Here is a 15,136-nt window from a genome sequence, read left to right on the forward strand (position 1 = left end):
GAGACGATGACATCCCGAACCATACTCGAGCCCGCGGATCCCTCGGGCCCGTCCGTCCACGACGGCATCCCCGGCTCGCCGCAGCCCCGCGGCTTCCTCGTCGCCTTCGTCGCCGCCTGGTTCGGGCTGAGCCTCCTGCTCGGCACGCTCATCGGAGCGTCGATCCCCAAGATGCTCGCCTTCACCGACGAGGGCGCCAAGGGGATCGAGCTCTCGATCGTCGCGGCCGTCGGGGGCGTGATCGTCATCCTGATCACCCCACTGTTCGGACGCCTCAGCGATCGCACGATGTCGAAGCTGGGCAAGCGGCGGCCATGGATCCTCGTGGGTGCGGTCTCGGGCCTCGTCGGTGTGCTGGTGCTCGCCTTCTCGACCGAGCTCTGGCAGATCGTCCTCGGGTGGGCGATCGCGCAGACCGGGTACGGCGCGGCCAACGCCGCCGTGCACGCCCTTCTCGCCGACCAGATCCGCACGAGCATCCGCGCACGGGTCTCGGCCGCCGCAAGCGCGGCGAACGCGATCGCCCTCGTCGTCGGCGCGGCGCTCGTCGCCGCGTTGCCCAACGATGCGCAGTGGACGTGGTTCGTCGTCCCCGGTGTCATCGGGACGGTGCTCTGCGGGATCCTCTTCTTCTCCCTGCACGACATCGTGCGCACCGATCGGCCTCCGCGCTGGCGCTGGTCCGACGTGCTGGCGACCTACTGGCTCAATCCGGTGCGATACCGCGACTTCTTCTGGGCGTGGGCGTGCCGGCTGCTCGTGACCATGTCGATCCTGACCGTGTCGACCTATCTCCTGTTCTTCGTCATCGATCGCCTCGGGGTGCCGAAGGAGAGCGCTTCGGGTCTGTTCGCGATGATCGTGCTCATCTTCACCGGTGCCAGCATCCTCACCACGCTGGTCTTCGGCTGGATCTCCGATCGCACGGGCCGGCGCAAGGCGATCGTCTGGGTCTCCGCCCTGTTGTCGGCCGCGGGGCTGGTGGTGGCGGCCGTCGCGCCGGACCTGCCGGTCTTCCTCGTGGCGATGACCCTCGTGGGCGCCGCACAGGGGTCGTTCGTCTCGGTCGACATCGCGATGATGACCGAGGTGCTGCCCACGTTCGAGGAGGCCGGGAAAGATCTCGGCATCGTGGCGCTGTCGTATCAGGTGCCGCAGGTCCTCGTGCCGGTGCTCGCCATCCCCCTGCTCGCGATCGGCGGGAGCGGACAGAACTACTCCGCGTTGTTCATCGCGGCGATCGTCTTCGGCGCCCTGGGCGGACTCGCCGTGCTCCCGATCAGAGCCGTGCGCTGAGGCCGGACTTCACCCAGGGCAACGACGTGGGCGGGAATAGAAACTTAACTGGTGAGTTAAGTTCCATATGACCATCACCACCGATCGGGATCGCAGGCTCCGTGAGGACTGCGGACTCCCGGAGCTGACCGTCGGCACCCCGCGCGCGAGGGAACGCCTCGCCGCCGTGCGCGCCGCGGCGGTCGTGGAGTTCCGCAGGCACGGGTTCCTCGGCGGTTCGGTCGACGACATCGCGCGTCGTTCCGGCGTCTCCAAGCCCACGATCTACGCCTACGCCGAGACCAAGGAGCGCCTCTTCCTCGACGCGGTCGGCGATGCGCTCATCGCCGCGTACGCCGGCCTCCCCGACGTGGGGCCATGGTCGGATCCGGACTCCGCGCGCACCGCCCTGCGCTCCTTTCTGCTCGCGTGGGCGCAGCGGCTGCTGGAACCCGCCACGATCGATCTGCGGCGCACGGTGATCGGCGAGGCGGAGCGCTTCCCTCAGCTGGCGGAACTCTGGGCGCGTACGAACGCGGTATACGGTGACCGTCCGCTCGCCGACGCACTGGCGGCGATGGCGCGCGCGGGGCTTCTCGAACTGCCGGACGGCGACCTGCCGCTGCGTCAGCTCATCGCGATGGGCATCGGGGCCCCGCAGCTCGTCGCGACCTTCCGGCCGAAGGACTTCGAGCGATCGGAGCTCCCCGTGGTCACCGCGGGTGCGGTGTCCGTGTTCTGGGGGCACTACGGAAAGGATGCACGATGAATCTCGACGAGTACGCCGACCTGGATGCGACGGCGGCGGCCGCCGCGATCCGTGTGGGAGAGACGACGCCGACGGAGCTCAGGGAGCTCGCCCTCGCCGCCGCGAATGAGGTGGATCCGGTGCTCGGCGCGATCGTGGAGACCTGGGCGGACCCGGAACCGGCGCTCGGCGACGGACCGTTCGCCGGTGTGCCGATGCTCCTCAAAGACATGGGCGCGCCGATCCCGGGCCGTCGTATGGAGATCGGCTCCCGTCTCGCCGCCTCGCTGGTGCCGGCGCAGCGTGCGGCACTCGTCGATCGTTTCCGAGCCGCGGGGCTCGTGCCTCTCGGGCGCACCACCGTGCCGGAGTTCGCCGCGGCGGTGGTCACGGAGTCCGCGGCCACCGGAGCGACCCGCAACCCGTTCGCGCCCGACCGTTCGCCGGGCGGGTCGAGTGGCGGCAGCGCCGCAGCGGTGGCGGCGGGCGTGGTGCCGATCGCACACGCGACCGACGCGGCAGGGTCGATCAGGGTGCCGGCGGCGCACACCGGGCTGGTGGGGCTCAAACCGACTCGCGGCGCCATATCGTGGGCACCCGATCCCGACCCCGTCGAGGGACTGGCCGTGCCGTTCGCGGTGACCCGCTCGGTCCGCGACGCGCAGACCCTGTTCGATGCGGTCGCCGACTCCACGGCGCCGGCCGTGGACCGTCGGCTGCGGATTCTCCTCACCGATGGTGCTCTCGGCTCCCGGGCGGTCGATCCCGCATCGTGGCGCGCGGCGGAGGCGGTGGCGGAGGCCCTGCGCGATGCCGGCCATGAGGTCGTGGCGGGGGCTGTCGACCTCGGTGTCTCCTGGGCGACGCATGCGCACGCGACCGCGGTGATCTGGGCCGCGTCGACCGCCGAGTGGATCGATGCGATCGCCGGGGCACTGCGGCGCGATCCCGTGGGACTGCTGGAGCCTCAGACCGCGGCACTGCATTCGTACGGCGCCTCGCTCACCACCGCGGACCGGGCGGCGGCGTGGGGCGACGTCGGCGCGCTGGTCCGCGGGGTCGACGCGCTGTTCGGCACCGTCGACGTGGTGCTGTCGCCGACCACGTTGGCCCCGGCGCCTCGGATCGGGGAGTTCGGGCGCGGTGCGGAGCACGATTCGGGGGAGGAATGGCTGATGCGGTCGCTGGAGGCCGCACCGCTCGCGTCTCCGGCCAACGTCACGGGGACGCCCGCGATCAGCATTCCCGGCGGTGTCGACGGCTCTGGGGTGCCGCTGGGCGTGCAGTTCTGGGCGGCACGGGATCGCGACAGGCAGCTGCTCCGGCTCGCCGCCGAGGTGGAGGAGCGGCTGCCGTGGCGCGATCGACGGCCGCGGGTGCGAGCCGGGGCCGCGCGATGACCGCCCCGGTCGTGGACGTGCACGCGCACCTGTGGACGCACGCCTACCTCGACCTGCTGGCGGACGCCGGCATCGCGGGGCTGGACATGTACCGCGCGCTCGGTGCGACCGACGAGCCGGACGACCTCGTTCAGCGCTTCGCCCAGATGGACCAGGCGGGGATCGACCTGCAGATCCTCTCCACCGCACCGCTCGTACCGCACCTCGAGGACGCTGCGGCCGCCTCGGCGATCGCTCGGCACGTCAACGACGAGTACGCCCGGCTGGTCGAACGCCACTCGGACCGGTTTCGCGCTTTCCTCGCGCTCCCGCTGCCGCATGTCGCCGAGTCCCTCGCCGTCTTGGATCGGCTGGCGGAAGAGGCCTTCATCGGCGTCGCGATCACGACAGACATTCTCGGCGCGGCGCTCACCGCGCCCGCATTCGATCCGCTCTTCGCTGCGCTCGACGCCCGGTCGGCCACGGTGCTGATCCATCCTGTCGGCGCGGATGCGCGCAGCCCGTTGATCGCACGGCGCTCGATGCGCTGGGCGGTCGGGGCGCCGATCGAGGACACGATCGCGATGGCCGATCTGCTTCTCACCGGCCACCTCGCACGGTTCCCTCATGTGAAGGTCATCAGCACGCATCTCGGCGGTGCGCTGCCGATGCTCCTTCCTCGGATGCGGGCCCAGCAGCCCTGGGAGGCCCCCGACGCCCCGGAACCTCCGGACATCGCTGCGCGAAGGGCCTGGTTCGACACGGTGACGCACGCGAACCCAGCGGCGCTGCGGGCCGCGGCGGAGGTCCTCGGGGCCGATCGGCTGGTGCTCGGCACCGACTATCCCTTTCAGACGGCCGGGGAGCTCCTCGCCGACGTGGCGCAGCAGGGCGCGGTGTTCACGGAGGCCGTGACGCGGGCGGTGCGCGCCGGGAACGCCGAGGAGCTGTTCGACCTGCGATGGACGCGCGGAGCGGGGGCGGGCGCATGAGCGTCCACGTCGTGCTGGGTGCCCGAGGGGTGATCGGACAGGAGACCATCGCGGCGCTCACCGCCGGCGGCGACGATGTCATCGCCGTCGCGCGGGGACCCGTCGTCGTGCCGGAGGGGGTGCGGACGCGGCAGGCCGATCTCCTCGACGCTGCCCAGACGCGCACGGCCGTCGCCGGGGCCGACGTCGTGCACCTCGTCGCCGGGCTCCGATACGACCACGCGGTCTGGGCGCGCGAGTGGCCGGTGATCGTGCGGAACGCCGCGGTTGCTGCGCGGGATGCCGGCGCGCGACTGGTCGCCCTCGACAACGTCTATGCCTACGGCCGGGTGGAGGGTCCGATGCGCGAGGACACGCCCTTGCGGCCGATCAGCCGCAAAGGCAGGGTCCGCGCCGAGGCGAGGGAGATGCTCCTGTCCTTCCCGGACGTCGCCGTGGGCGTGGCCGCCGATTTCTACGGGCCCGGCGCCCGCACGAGCGTGTTCAACAGGCTGGTGATCGACGCGCTGCGCCGCGGACGCGCGGGGCGGTGGCTCTTCGACGCAGGACTGGCGCACTCGATGACGTACACGCCCGACATCGGCAGCGGACTGGCGGCGCTCGGACGCTCGACCGAGACCGGCGTCTGGCATCTGCCGACGTCGGCGGCCCTCCGCGGCATCGACTACATCGACATCGCCGCGGGAGAGCCCGGTCGGGCGCGGGTGCTGACCCGGGGGCAGCTGCGCCTCGCCGCCCTCGTCGACCGTGAGGCGCGGGAGACTCTGGAGATGGGGTACCAGTACGAGCACCCGTACCTGTTCGACTCCTCCGCCTTCGAGCGGCGCTTCGGCATCGCCCCCACTCCTTTCGCCGTCGGGGTGCGGCGCGCGATCGAGGCGGAACGACCTAGGCTCGGGGCATGACAGACGATGTTCGCAACGTGCACGAGGCTCTTTCTGCAGTCGCGGGGCATTGGCAGCCGCATCGGCTGACCAGCATCAACGACTACGACGTCAAGGTGGTCAAGCTGCTGGGCGAGTTCGTCTGGCACTCGCACCCGGACACCGACGAGCTGTTCCTGGTCGTGAGCGGGCAGCTGATCATCCAGCTCCGTGACCGTGATGTCATCTTGAACCCGAATGACGTGTTCGTCGTGCCGCGGGGTGTCGAGCACTGTCCGAAGGCGGTGGGCGAGGTCCACGCGATCCTGTTCGAGCCGCAGGGCACGGTCAACACCGGAGACGCCGGGGGAGACCGGACCGCGCCGATGCAGGAACTGAGCTAGCGGAGGCTCCGGGGTAGCCGTGCCATCTGCGCGGGGCTTCCGGCGCCGCGATCGTCAGCGACGTGCGGTGACGACGAAGGCGCGGATCGGCGTGCGGACGGGGCCGGTGCCGAACCGCTGTACGCCGCTTGCGCGTCGCTGTCCAGCGCTCGCGGGAGTGCGCCGCGCTCCCGCCCTGCCCTCGCTGCCCACCCGCGAGACTCCATCTCGGCGACGAGACTGCGCGTGAAAGCTGCAGTCTCGTCGCCGAGATGGAGTCTCGCGGATCGAAGGGCGGGCGGGGGGGCGTCAGGTGGGCCAGGACTTTCCGGCCCAGGGGTCGTAGTCGGCGAGCAGGGGCTCCTGCGTCGGACGCTGGTCCTCCGGGACGTGCTGGAGGTTGACGCGCACGCGGTACCAGAGCGAGCTCGATCCGCGCATCCCGTCGACCAGGACGTCGGCGGGATGCAGCAGCGATGACACGGACGCATGCGTCTCGCGCCACTGCTCGAGCGCGGCGAGCGCCTCGGGCTTCGTCTTCGTGCGTGCGATCTCGATGAGCGGCATGGTCGAGGCCCGGCGGCCGGATCCGTCGGACCCGCGCGGCGGCTTCTCGGCGGGTCCGAGCTCCTCGGCCAGGGCGAGCAGGGCCGACAGCGACCCCGCCTCCCGGTCGATGTCCCGATGCGGGTCGCCGATGTCCGCGAACCGGGCGCGCACGGTCGGCACGGTGAACTCCTCCGGACGGCGCAGCCGCACCTCGTCCCAGGCGAGAGGCGTCGACACCCGTGCGTCCGGGAGGGGCCGGATCGAGTACGCGGAGGCGACCGTGCGATCCTTCGCGTTCTGGTTGAAGTCGACGAAGACGCTCTCGCCGCGCTCCTCCTTCCACCAGTGTGCGCTCGCGAGCCCAGGCGCACGGGCCTCCACCTCGCGCGCGAGCGTCTCGGCGGCGAGGCGCACGGATGCGAAATCCCATTCCGGCCGGATGCGGACGAGGATGTGCATGCCCCGCGATCCGCTCGTCTTCGGCCAGCCGATGAGGCCGCAGTCGCCGAGCACCTCGCGCACGACGAAGGTGGTGTCGACGATCTGCGACCATTCGACACCGGGCATCGGATCCAGATCGACCCGCAGTTCGTCGGGGTGCTCCAGGTCGGTGGCGCGGACGGCGTGCGGATTGAGATCGAGGCAGCCCAGGTTGACGATCCAGGCGAGCCCCGCGGCGTCGTCGAGCACGGCCTCCTCCGCCGAACCGCCCGATGCGTAGCGCAGCACCGCCGTGCCGATGAAGGACGGATGCTCGGGCACCCGTTTCTGGAAGAACGGCTCGGCGTCGATGCCCTTCACGAACCGCTTGAGCACCATGGGCCGGCCGCCGGCGCCGCGCAGCGCGCCGTCCGCGACCGCGACGTAGTACTCCACGAGGTCGAGCTTGGTCAGCCCCGCCTGCGGGAAGACGACCTTGTCGGGGTGCGAGACGCGCACCTCCGTGCCGTCGATATCGATGAACGTCTCGGCTCGCCCTGCCATGGACCCACGTTAGATCGCAAAGGTCTACCGTGGCGAGAGGGGCGAGGAAGCCCAGCCACGGCGACCTGCGATCAGTCGGCGCGGGAGCATGGCGATGTCCTTGTGCTCCCCGACGCGAAGCCGTAATCTACAACCGATTAGTTGTATTTGAGACTTGGAGGATCCCATGGCGAACGACGCCGCAGCCCGGGCAGTCATCACGCGCACGGTCGGGGAGGGCGAAGACGCGATCACCTACGACGTGCACGGCGACCTCGCGACGGCGACGGCGGAGCGCCCCGCGCTGTTCCTCTTCGGGGCGCCCATGGATGCGACGGGGTTCGCGATCCTCGCCTCGCACTTCGGGGACCGTCCCGTCATCACCTATGATCCGCGCGGCGCCGGGCGCAACCCGGCCGGCACGTCCGACCTCACGGTGCAGCGGCACGCCGACGATCTGCACCGCGTGATCTCCGCACTGCGCGTCGGCCCTGTGGACGCCTTCGGGAGCAGCGGCGGGGGTGTGAACCTGCTCGCGCTGCTCGCCATTCACCCCGATGACGTCGCCGTCGCCGTCGTGCATGAGCCGCCCGTGGCCGGGTTCCTGCCGGATCGGGAGGCCGTGCTCGCGGTCGTCGCCGATCAGAAGCGCACCTACGCGGCGGAGGGTTCCGGCCCGGCGCTGGCGAAGTTCATCCAGTTCGTGATGTTCGACGGCCTGGTCCCGGGCGACTACCTCGACCGGCCCGCGACGGATCCGAGCATGTTCGGCCTCCCGACCGCGGACGACGGCGGGCGGACGGATCCGCTCTTCCGCAACATGCCCTCGACCCTCGCGTACGTGCCGGAGATCGCACAGCTCCAAGGTTTCGGCGAGCGCCTCGTGATCGCGTTCGGCGCAGAGTCCGGCGAGACGATGCCGGCGCGTGCTGCGCGCTCGGTCGCGGCGGCGCTCGGGGGAGCGGCCACCGAGTTCCCGAGCAACCACGGCGGCTTCACCGAGCAGCCGGGCTTTCCGAGCGATCCGGTCGGGTTCGCCGCGCGTCTGCGCGAGGTGCTCGACGCGAGGCGCTGACGGCGGACGCGACCGCGCGACCCGAGCGTGAGCCGCGCGCGGTCTCGTCAGGACGCCTGGGGGAGGATCCGCAGCGCGACGAGCATCTTCGTGAGCGCGCCCTCGCGGCGGGCCGGGATGTGGAAATCCGGGTCGACATCGATGAGCGGGTAGATCGCTGCGCGTCGCGCGGGGGCGTCCTGCTGCTCGGGGCGGTGGTCCTGCGTGCCGGGGGTCGGGGGCATCATCGCCTCTTCTCTCAGGTTGATTCCGAATTATGGAATTACTCTATCGTATAATGAAATCGTAAGATGATCCGGTTCGAGGGTCAAGAGTTCCCGGCTGGATGTGCCCGTTTGTGGCTCCGTTTCCCAGCCGATTGACAGGAATCCGGTATTCTGACTCGGCAATCCAGGGTGCGCCGGCCGGCGTGCGGGAGATTCCGCCCTCACCCTCGACCTGACAGAAAAGGCATTCGAAATGACTGGTACTGCTGGAAAGGCACTCGCCGAGGCGATCTCGACGTTCCTCTTCGTGTTCAGCATCATCGGCGCGATCAACAGCAAGAGCCCGCTGACGCCGCTGGCGATCGGCCTCGCGCTGACCGTTCTCGTCTACGCCGCGGGTCACATCTCCGGCGCGCACCTCAACCCCGCCGTCTCCTTCGGCGCGCTGATCCGCGGCGCCATCGGCGTCACGGACTTCGTCGCGTACATCGTGGCCCAGTTCGTCGGTGGCGCGCTCGCGGCCCTCGCGAGCTTCGCGGTCTGGCCTGCGGCGACTAAGCCGGCAACGCCCGAACAGTTCAATGTCGGCGCCGCCTTCCTGGTCGAGGCGCTGTTCACCCTCGCTCTGGTGTGGGTCGTGCTGAACGTCGCCACCTCGAAGGACAACGACAACAACTCCTTCTACGGTCTGGCCATCGGTGGCACCGTGTTCGTCGGCGCGGTCTCGGTCGGCGGCATCTCGGGCGGCGGATTCAACCCGGCCGTCGCGCTCGGCCTCTCCATCAGCGGCCAGTTCGCGTGGAGCAACCTGTGGCTGTACGTCGTCGCCCCGCTGGTCGGCGCCGCGATCGCCGCGATCCTGTTCCGCGTGCTCAGCGCCGGCGACAAGAAGGCCGCTGCCTGAGTCGTCCCTCCCGGATCGCCCCGCGCTCGCTCGAGCGCGGGGCGATCTGCTTTGCGGCGTCGGGCCTGAACGCCGCTCAGCGCGCGCGGAGGCCGTCGAAGATCACCCGGGTGACGTCGTCGACCAGCTCCTCGGGGGTCAGCGACGTGTGCGAGGGGCGGTACCACTCGATGATCGAGTTGATCATGCCGAACATGAGCCTCGTCGTCACCGAGGGGCGGATGTCGCGGCGCAGGGCCCCCTCCTGCTGCGCCTGCCCGACCAGGTGCGCGACGCGCTGGTCGAAGATGCGGCGGCGCTCCAGGGCGGCGCGCTCGATCTCGCTGTTGCCATGCACGCGCAGCAGCAGCGTGACCTGCGGCAGCTTGCCGGTGAGCACGCGCACGGCGCCCGCGATCACGGTCACCAGTCGCGTGGCGGCCGTGCCCTCGTCGGCCAGCGCTCCGTCGAGCACCGATTCCAGTGCGCCGAGCGCATCGTCGAGGGCGATCTCGAGGATCTGCTCCTTCGATGCGAAGTGGTGGTACAGCGCCGCCTTGCTGAGGCCGAGCTCCGAAGCGAGGGACGAGACGCTCGTGCCGTCGTAGCCCTGTTCGTTGAAGAGCCGCACCGCGATCTCGAGCACCTGCGCGCGGTCGTATCCGGGGCGTCCGCGGCGCGCGCGGGGCGTCGGCTCGTCGACGGGGGCCTCCTCGGGGGCCTCGGCGACGCTTGCCGCCTCGCCGGCGGGCGCGGATCCGGTGCTCATCCGCATCATTCTCCCTCATCCGACTTCCGGGCGGACTTGCCCGGCTGGGATCCGTCTGTCATCCTTTTACTGAACGATCGGTCGGGAAACAGTTTCGCGTCCCGGATCGACGCACCCCGTCGACGAAGACCCCGGGAGGACGAGCATGTCGGAGGCCTACCTCATCGGCGGTGCGCGCACGCCGGTCGGACGATACGGCGGTGCCCTCGCCGCCGTCCGCCCCGACGATCTGGCCGCGCTCGTCATCCGGGAGGCCGCGCAGCGCGCGGGCGTTCCCGACGACGCCTTCGACGAGGTGATCCTCGGATCCGCGAACCAGGCGGGGGAGGACAACCGCAACGTCGCCCGCATGGCGGTGCTGCTCGCCGGCTTCCCCGATGCGCTGCCCGCACTGACCGTCAATCGGCTCTGCGCCTCGGGTATGTCCGCCGTCGCGCTCGCCGCGCAGGCGATCCGTGCGGGCGATGCCGACGTGATGATCGCGGGCGGCGTCGAGTCGATGACGCGCGCCCCCTGGGTGCAGGCGAAGCCCGAGCGCGCATGGGCGAAACCGGGCGAGGCGTTCGACACGTCGATCGGCTGGCGGTTCACGAATCCGCGCCTCGCCGCCCGAGACAAGGCCACGTTCTCGATGCCGGAGACCGCCGAGGAGGTCGCGCGCCTCGACGGCATCACGCGCGAGGACGCCGACGCGTTCGCCCTGCGCAGCCACGAGCGGGCCATCGCCGCGATCGACGCGGGCCGTCTCGCCCCCGAGATCGTGGCCGTGCCGACCCCGCGCGGCGGGCTCGTCGACACCGACGAGGGCCCGCGCCGCGACACCACGCTCGAGGTCCTCGCGGGGTTGCGCCCCGTGGTCACGGGCGGCGGTGTCGTCACCGCGGGCAACGCCTCCTCCCTCAACGACGGCGCCTCGGCAATCGTCGTCGCCGGATCCGCCGCGGTCGAACGGCACGGGCTGACGCCCCGGGCGCGCATCGTCGCCTCCGCCTCGGCCGCGCTCGCGCCTGAGATCATGGGGCTGGGGCCGGTGCCTGCGACGGAGAAGGCGCTCGCGAAGGCGGGGCTCACCGTGGCAGACATCGGCGCGGTCGAGCTGAACGAGGCGTTCGCGACGCAGTCGCTCGCCTCGATGCGACGGCTCGGGCTCGACCCCGACATGGTGAACGCGGACGGGGGCGCCATCGCGCTCGGCCATCCCCTGGGCTCGAGCGGCAGCCGGATCCTGATCACCCTGCTCGGCCGGATGGAGCGCGAGGGCGCCCGCTACGGCCTGGCGACCATGTGCGTCGGCGTCGGTCAGGGCACCGCGATGATCGTGGAGCGGGTGTGATGGCCGACGCATCCACGGCCCGGCGCCTGCGGATCGAGCGCGGGGAGGACAGGGTCACCGCGACCCTGGACCGGCCTGAGACCCGCAACGCGATCGACCAGGCCATGATCGACGAGCTGCACGCGCTGTGCGCCGAGCTTGAGGAGGATCCGCGGATCCTGATCCTGATCGGATCCGGCGGGATCTTCGCCTCCGGCGCGGACATCGCCCAGCTGCGCGACCGCCGGGCGCAGGACGCGAGGGCGGGCATCAACACGACGGCGTTCCGGCGCATCCGCCGGTTGCCCATGCCCGTGATCGCGGCCGTCGACGGGTTCGCCCTCGGCGGCGGGGCCGAGCTCGCCTACGCCGCCGACATCCGCATCGGCACACCTGATACGCGCATCGGCAACCCGGAGACCGGGCTCGGCATCATCGCCGCGGCCGGGGCGACCTGGCGCCTCCCGCAGATCGTCGGGGAGGCGCGGGCGGCCGAACTCCTGCTGACCGGACGCCGGCTGAGCGCGACGGAGGCGCTCGCCTGGGGCCTGCTGTCCTCGCTGCACGAGCCGGACGACCTGCTCGCCGCGGCGCACGCGATCGCCGATCGCATCGCCGCGAACGATCCGCTCGCCACCCGGCACACCAAGACGGCCCTCCTCGCCCCGCCCGACCGGCATCCCGAGATCGAACTCGAGCTGCAGGCGGAGCTGTTCGAGAGCACCGAGAAGCACCGGCGGATGACCGCCTTCCTGGAACGGAGGAGCCGTCGATGAGCGCATCCCGGTCGTCGAGCGAACCGCAGACGAGACGAGACGCGGCGTCCGCGGCGCCGGAACGCGTCGGCGTGCTCGGCGGCGGACGCATGGGGGCGGGCATCGCGCACGCGTTCCTCCTCGCCGGATCCCAGGTCGTCGTGGTCGAGCGGGACGAGGTCGCGGCCGCGGCGGCGGGGGAGCGGATCCGTACGAGCCTGCTGCGCTCGGTCGAGCGCGGCAGCACCGCCCGTACGATTGCGGCGCTTGAGGGCGCGCTCGAGACGAGCACCGATGCCGAAGTGTTCGCGGACGCCGGGCTGGTCGTCGAGGCCGTGCCGGAGGACCGGGTGCTCAAGGCCGAGAGCCTGCGCCGGATCGAGGCGGTGGTCGCCAGGGGCACCGCGATCGCCTCGAACACGTCCTCGATCTCGATCGATGACCTCGGCGCGGAGCTCGCGCACCCCGAGCGCTTCCTCGGCCTGCACTTCTTCAACCCGGTGCCCGCCTCGGCGCTCGTCGAGGTGGTCGTGGGCGCCTCCACCAACCAGGAGCTCGTCGACGACGCCCGCGGCTGGGTCGCGGCCCTCGGGAAGACGGCGGTCGTGGTCGCCGACGCGCCGGGCTTCGCGTCGAGCCGGCTCGGCGTCGCGATCGCCCTCGAGGCGATCCGGATGCTGGAGGAGGGCGTCGCGACCGCCGCCGACATCGACGCGGCGATGGAGCTCGGCTACCGGCATCCGACCGGTCCGCTGCGCACGACCGACATCGTCGGGCTCGACGTGCGCCTCGGGATCGCCGAGGAGCTGGAGGCCGAACTCGGCGCGCGGTTCGCGCCGCCGCAGCTGCTACGCGACCTGGTCGCGGACGGACACCTGGGCCGCAAGACCGGCCGCGGATTCTACGAATGGAGCGAAGGATGATGACCGAGCTGCTGCCCAGCTACCTGCAGGGAGCCTGGTGGACCTCCCCCTCCGAGGGCGGGACCGTCGTGCGCGACGCGTCGACGGGCGAGGAGATCGTCCGGGTCGACTCCGCGGGCATCGACCTCGCCGGCGCCGTCGGGTATGCCCGCACGGTCGGCCAGCAGAGCCTCGGCGCGCTCACCTTCCACCAGCGGGCGATGCTGCTCAAGCAGATGGCCGTGGTGCTCACGGCGCACAAGGAGGAGCTGTACGAGCTCTCCAAGCGCAGCGGATCCACGGTCCGCGACTCCTACGCCGACGTCGACGGCGGCATCGGCGTCCTGTTCACGTACTCGTCCAAGGGCCGTCGTGAACTGCCGAACGCGAAGGTCCTCCTGGACGGACCGGTCGAGCCGCTCTCGAAGGACGGATCCTTCCTCGGTCGGCACGTCTATACGCGCCTGCCGGGCGTCGCCGTGCAGATCAACGCCTTCAACTTCCCGATGTGGGGTGCGCTGGAGAAGTTCGCCCCGGCATTCCTCGCCGGCGTGCCCTCGATCGTGAAGCCCGCGACTCCGACGGGCTACATCGCGGAGGCATGGGTGCGCATCCTGGTCGACTCGGGTCTGCTGCCGGACGGATCCCTGCAGCTGGTCAGCGGATCGCTCCCCGGGATCTTCGACCTGCTCCGCCTCGGCGACCTCGTCGCGTTCACCGGCAGCGCCTCGACTGCCGCGGGACTGCGCGCGCAGACCGCCGACGGTGTTCGCTTCACGAGCGAGACCGACTCGATCAACGCCTCCGTGCTCGGCCCCGACGCGACGCCGGACACTCCGGAGTTCGAGGCCTACGTGAAGCAGCTCATGATCGAGCTCACCACGAAGGCGGGGCAGAAGTGCACGGCGATCCGTCGCGCGATCGTCCCCACGGCGCTCGTGGACCCGCTCGTCGACGCGCTTCGGGCGAAGATCGCCGAGCGCGTCGTGATCGGCGATCCGCATGCGGCGTCCGTCACGATGGGACCGCTCGTCTCGATCGCGCAGCGCGACGAGGTGCTGCGCCAGGTCGCGGCGCTCCGCGAGGCCGGGGGCGAACTGCTCCTGGGATCCGTCGACGCGCCGGAGGTCGTCCGCGCCGACGGCACGACGGGTCCCGCGCCGGAAGGCGCCTTCGTCGCGCCGATGCTCGTCGGCTTCGCGGACACGACCTCGCCCGCCGTGCACGAGATCGAGGCGTTCGGCCCGGTCTCGAGCGTGCTCGGGTATTCGACTGTGGCGGAGGCCGCGGAACTCGTCGGGCTCGGCGGGGGATCCCTGGTGACGAGCGTCGCCACGAAGGATATCGAGGTCGCGACCGAGCTGCTCACGCGCATCGCCGCCTACAACGGCCGCGTGCTGTTCCTGAACCGCGACGACGCGAAGACGTCGACCGGCCACGGTTCCCCGGTGCCGCACCTCGTGCACGGAGGTCCCGGTCGTGCGGGCGGCGGCGAAGAGCTCGGCGGGATCCGCGCGGTCATGCACTTCATGCAGCGCACCGCGATCCAGGGCACTCCGGAGATCCTCACCGCGATCACGGGCGTCTGGCATACCGGCGCCGGCACCGACCGCGCGGTGCACCCGTTCCGCAAGTCGCTCGCGGAACTGCGCCTGGGGGACCAGGTGGAGTCCGGTCTGCGCGAGCTGTCGCTCAAGGACATCGAGGCCTTCGCGTACTCCACGGGCGACACCTTCTACGCGCACATGGACGAGGAGGCCGCCGAGGCGAACCCGTTCTTCGGCGGGAGGGTCGCGCACGGCTACCTGCTGGTGTCGTGGGCGGCCGGGCTGTTCGTCTCGCCGGAGCCGGGGCCGGTGCTCGCCAACTACGGGCTGGAGAATCTGCGGTTCGTCACTCCGGTGAAGCCCGGCGACGCGATCCGCGTGACCCTCACGGCCAAGCAGATCATCCCGCGCGAGACCGATGAGTACGGCGAGGTGCGCTGGGACGCGGTGATCCACAACCAGCGCGACGAGATCGTGGCGACCTACGACGTGCTGACGCTCGTGGAGAAGGAACTCGCCCCGGCCTGAGTGCCGC

15 protein-coding genes are annotated in these 15,136 nt (G+C 71.1%); 12 read left to right on the top strand and 3 right to left on the bottom strand.

The window, feature by feature from the left end; genetic code table 11:
* Positions 1–6: 6 nt before the first annotated feature.
* The 6 genes from ACFC1J_RS12560 (at position 7) to ACFC1J_RS12585 (ending at position 5,661) form a co-directional block, all read left to right on the top strand.
* On the top strand, positions 7–1,296 hold the full coding sequence (locus tag ACFC1J_RS12560; protein ID WP_375906340.1) for an MFS transporter: 1,290 nt from the start codon (positions 7–9) through the stop codon (positions 1,294–1,296).
* 67 nt (positions 1,297–1,363) lie between these two features.
* The gene (locus tag ACFC1J_RS12565) at positions 1,364–2,044 is read left to right on the top strand and encodes a TetR/AcrR family transcriptional regulator (protein WP_375906343.1); all 681 of its coding nucleotides are present in this window, start codon (positions 1,364–1,366) and stop codon (positions 2,042–2,044) included.
* The gene (locus ACFC1J_RS12570; RefSeq protein WP_375906345.1) at positions 2,041–3,423 is read left to right on the top strand and encodes an amidase; all 1,383 of its coding nucleotides are present in this window, start codon (positions 2,041–2,043) and stop codon (positions 3,421–3,423) included. Before ACFC1J_RS12565 ends, ACFC1J_RS12570 begins: the two co-directional genes overlap by 4 nt.
* Positions 3,378–4,394: an amidohydrolase family protein gene (locus ACFC1J_RS12575; protein WP_375906347.1), complete on the top strand. Its 1,017-nt coding sequence runs from the start codon at positions 3,378–3,380 to the stop codon at positions 4,392–4,394. The genes ACFC1J_RS12570 and ACFC1J_RS12575 overlap by 46 nt, the downstream gene beginning before the upstream one ends.
* On the top strand, positions 4,391–5,299 hold the full coding sequence (locus tag ACFC1J_RS12580) for an NAD-dependent epimerase/dehydratase family protein (RefSeq protein ID WP_375906349.1): 909 nt from the start codon (positions 4,391–4,393) through the stop codon (positions 5,297–5,299). The genes ACFC1J_RS12575 and ACFC1J_RS12580 overlap by 4 nt, the downstream gene beginning before the upstream one ends.
* On the top strand, positions 5,296–5,661 hold the full coding sequence (locus ACFC1J_RS12585; protein ID WP_375906352.1) for a cupin domain-containing protein: 366 nt from the start codon (positions 5,296–5,298) through the stop codon (positions 5,659–5,661). The genes ACFC1J_RS12580 and ACFC1J_RS12585 overlap by 4 nt, the downstream gene beginning before the upstream one ends.
* A 288-nt stretch (positions 5,662–5,949) precedes the next feature.
* On the opposite strand, the gene ACFC1J_RS12590 is transcribed toward ACFC1J_RS12585, so the two are convergent.
* Positions 5,950–7,173 (bottom strand): DNA polymerase domain-containing protein, encoded by a 1,224-nt coding sequence (locus ACFC1J_RS12590; RefSeq protein ID WP_375906354.1) that lies wholly within the window; start codon positions 7,171–7,173, stop codon positions 5,950–5,952.
* A 166-nt stretch (positions 7,174–7,339) separates the two neighbouring features.
* Between ACFC1J_RS12590 and ACFC1J_RS12595 the strand changes: the two genes are divergently transcribed.
* Positions 7,340–8,227 carry an alpha/beta fold hydrolase gene (locus ACFC1J_RS12595; RefSeq protein ID WP_375906357.1) on the top strand — a complete coding sequence of 296 codons (888 nt, stop codon included), beginning with the start codon at positions 7,340–7,342 and terminating at the stop codon, positions 8,225–8,227.
* A 47-nt stretch (positions 8,228–8,274) separates the two neighbouring features.
* On the opposite strand, the gene ACFC1J_RS12600 is transcribed toward ACFC1J_RS12595, so the two are convergent.
* Positions 8,275–8,454, bottom strand: coding sequence for a hypothetical protein (locus tag ACFC1J_RS12600; RefSeq protein ID WP_375906359.1), 180 nt, complete (start codon positions 8,452–8,454; stop codon positions 8,275–8,277).
* A 232-nt stretch (positions 8,455–8,686) separates the two neighbouring features.
* Between ACFC1J_RS12600 and ACFC1J_RS12605 the strand changes: the two genes are divergently transcribed.
* A complete protein-coding gene (locus ACFC1J_RS12605; protein WP_375906362.1) occupies positions 8,687–9,337 on the top strand; it encodes an MIP/aquaporin family protein in 651 nt (216 codons plus the stop codon).
* 76 nt (positions 9,338–9,413) lie between these two features.
* Here ACFC1J_RS12605 and ACFC1J_RS12610 read toward each other — a convergent pair whose 3' ends face one another.
* Complete coding sequence (locus tag ACFC1J_RS12610; RefSeq protein ID WP_375906365.1) at positions 9,414–10,085, bottom strand: TetR/AcrR family transcriptional regulator; 672 nt, start codon at positions 10,083–10,085, stop codon at positions 9,414–9,416.
* 145 nt (positions 10,086–10,230) lie between these two features.
* Here ACFC1J_RS12610 and ACFC1J_RS12615 point away from each other — a divergent pair, with 145 nt between their 5' ends.
* Genes ACFC1J_RS12615 through paaZ form a run of 4 tightly spaced genes read left to right on the top strand, consistent with a single transcriptional unit; the run spans position 10,231 to position 15,129 of the window.
* Positions 10,231–11,418, top strand: a complete 1,188-nt coding sequence (locus tag ACFC1J_RS12615; RefSeq protein WP_375906368.1) for a thiolase family protein — start codon at positions 10,231–10,233, stop codon at positions 11,416–11,418.
* Positions 11,418–12,173: an enoyl-CoA hydratase/isomerase family protein gene (locus ACFC1J_RS12620; RefSeq protein ID WP_375906370.1), complete on the top strand. Its 756-nt coding sequence runs from the start codon at positions 11,418–11,420 to the stop codon at positions 12,171–12,173. Before ACFC1J_RS12615 ends, ACFC1J_RS12620 begins: the two co-directional genes overlap by 1 nt.
* Positions 12,170–13,075 (top strand): 3-hydroxyacyl-CoA dehydrogenase family protein, encoded by a 906-nt coding sequence (locus ACFC1J_RS12625; protein WP_375906373.1) that lies wholly within the window; start codon positions 12,170–12,172, stop codon positions 13,073–13,075. The genes ACFC1J_RS12620 and ACFC1J_RS12625 overlap by 4 nt, the downstream gene beginning before the upstream one ends.
* Entirely contained in the window at positions 13,075–15,129 is a 2,055-nt protein-coding gene (gene paaZ, locus ACFC1J_RS12630; RefSeq protein WP_375907008.1) for a phenylacetic acid degradation bifunctional protein PaaZ, read from the top strand. Before ACFC1J_RS12625 ends, paaZ begins: the two co-directional genes overlap by 1 nt.
* Positions 15,130–15,136: the final 7 nt, after the last annotated feature.

The organism is Microbacterium sp. NPDC056052, from assembly GCF_042266785.1.
GTDB lineage: Bacteria > Actinomycetota > Actinomycetes > Actinomycetales > Microbacteriaceae > Microbacterium.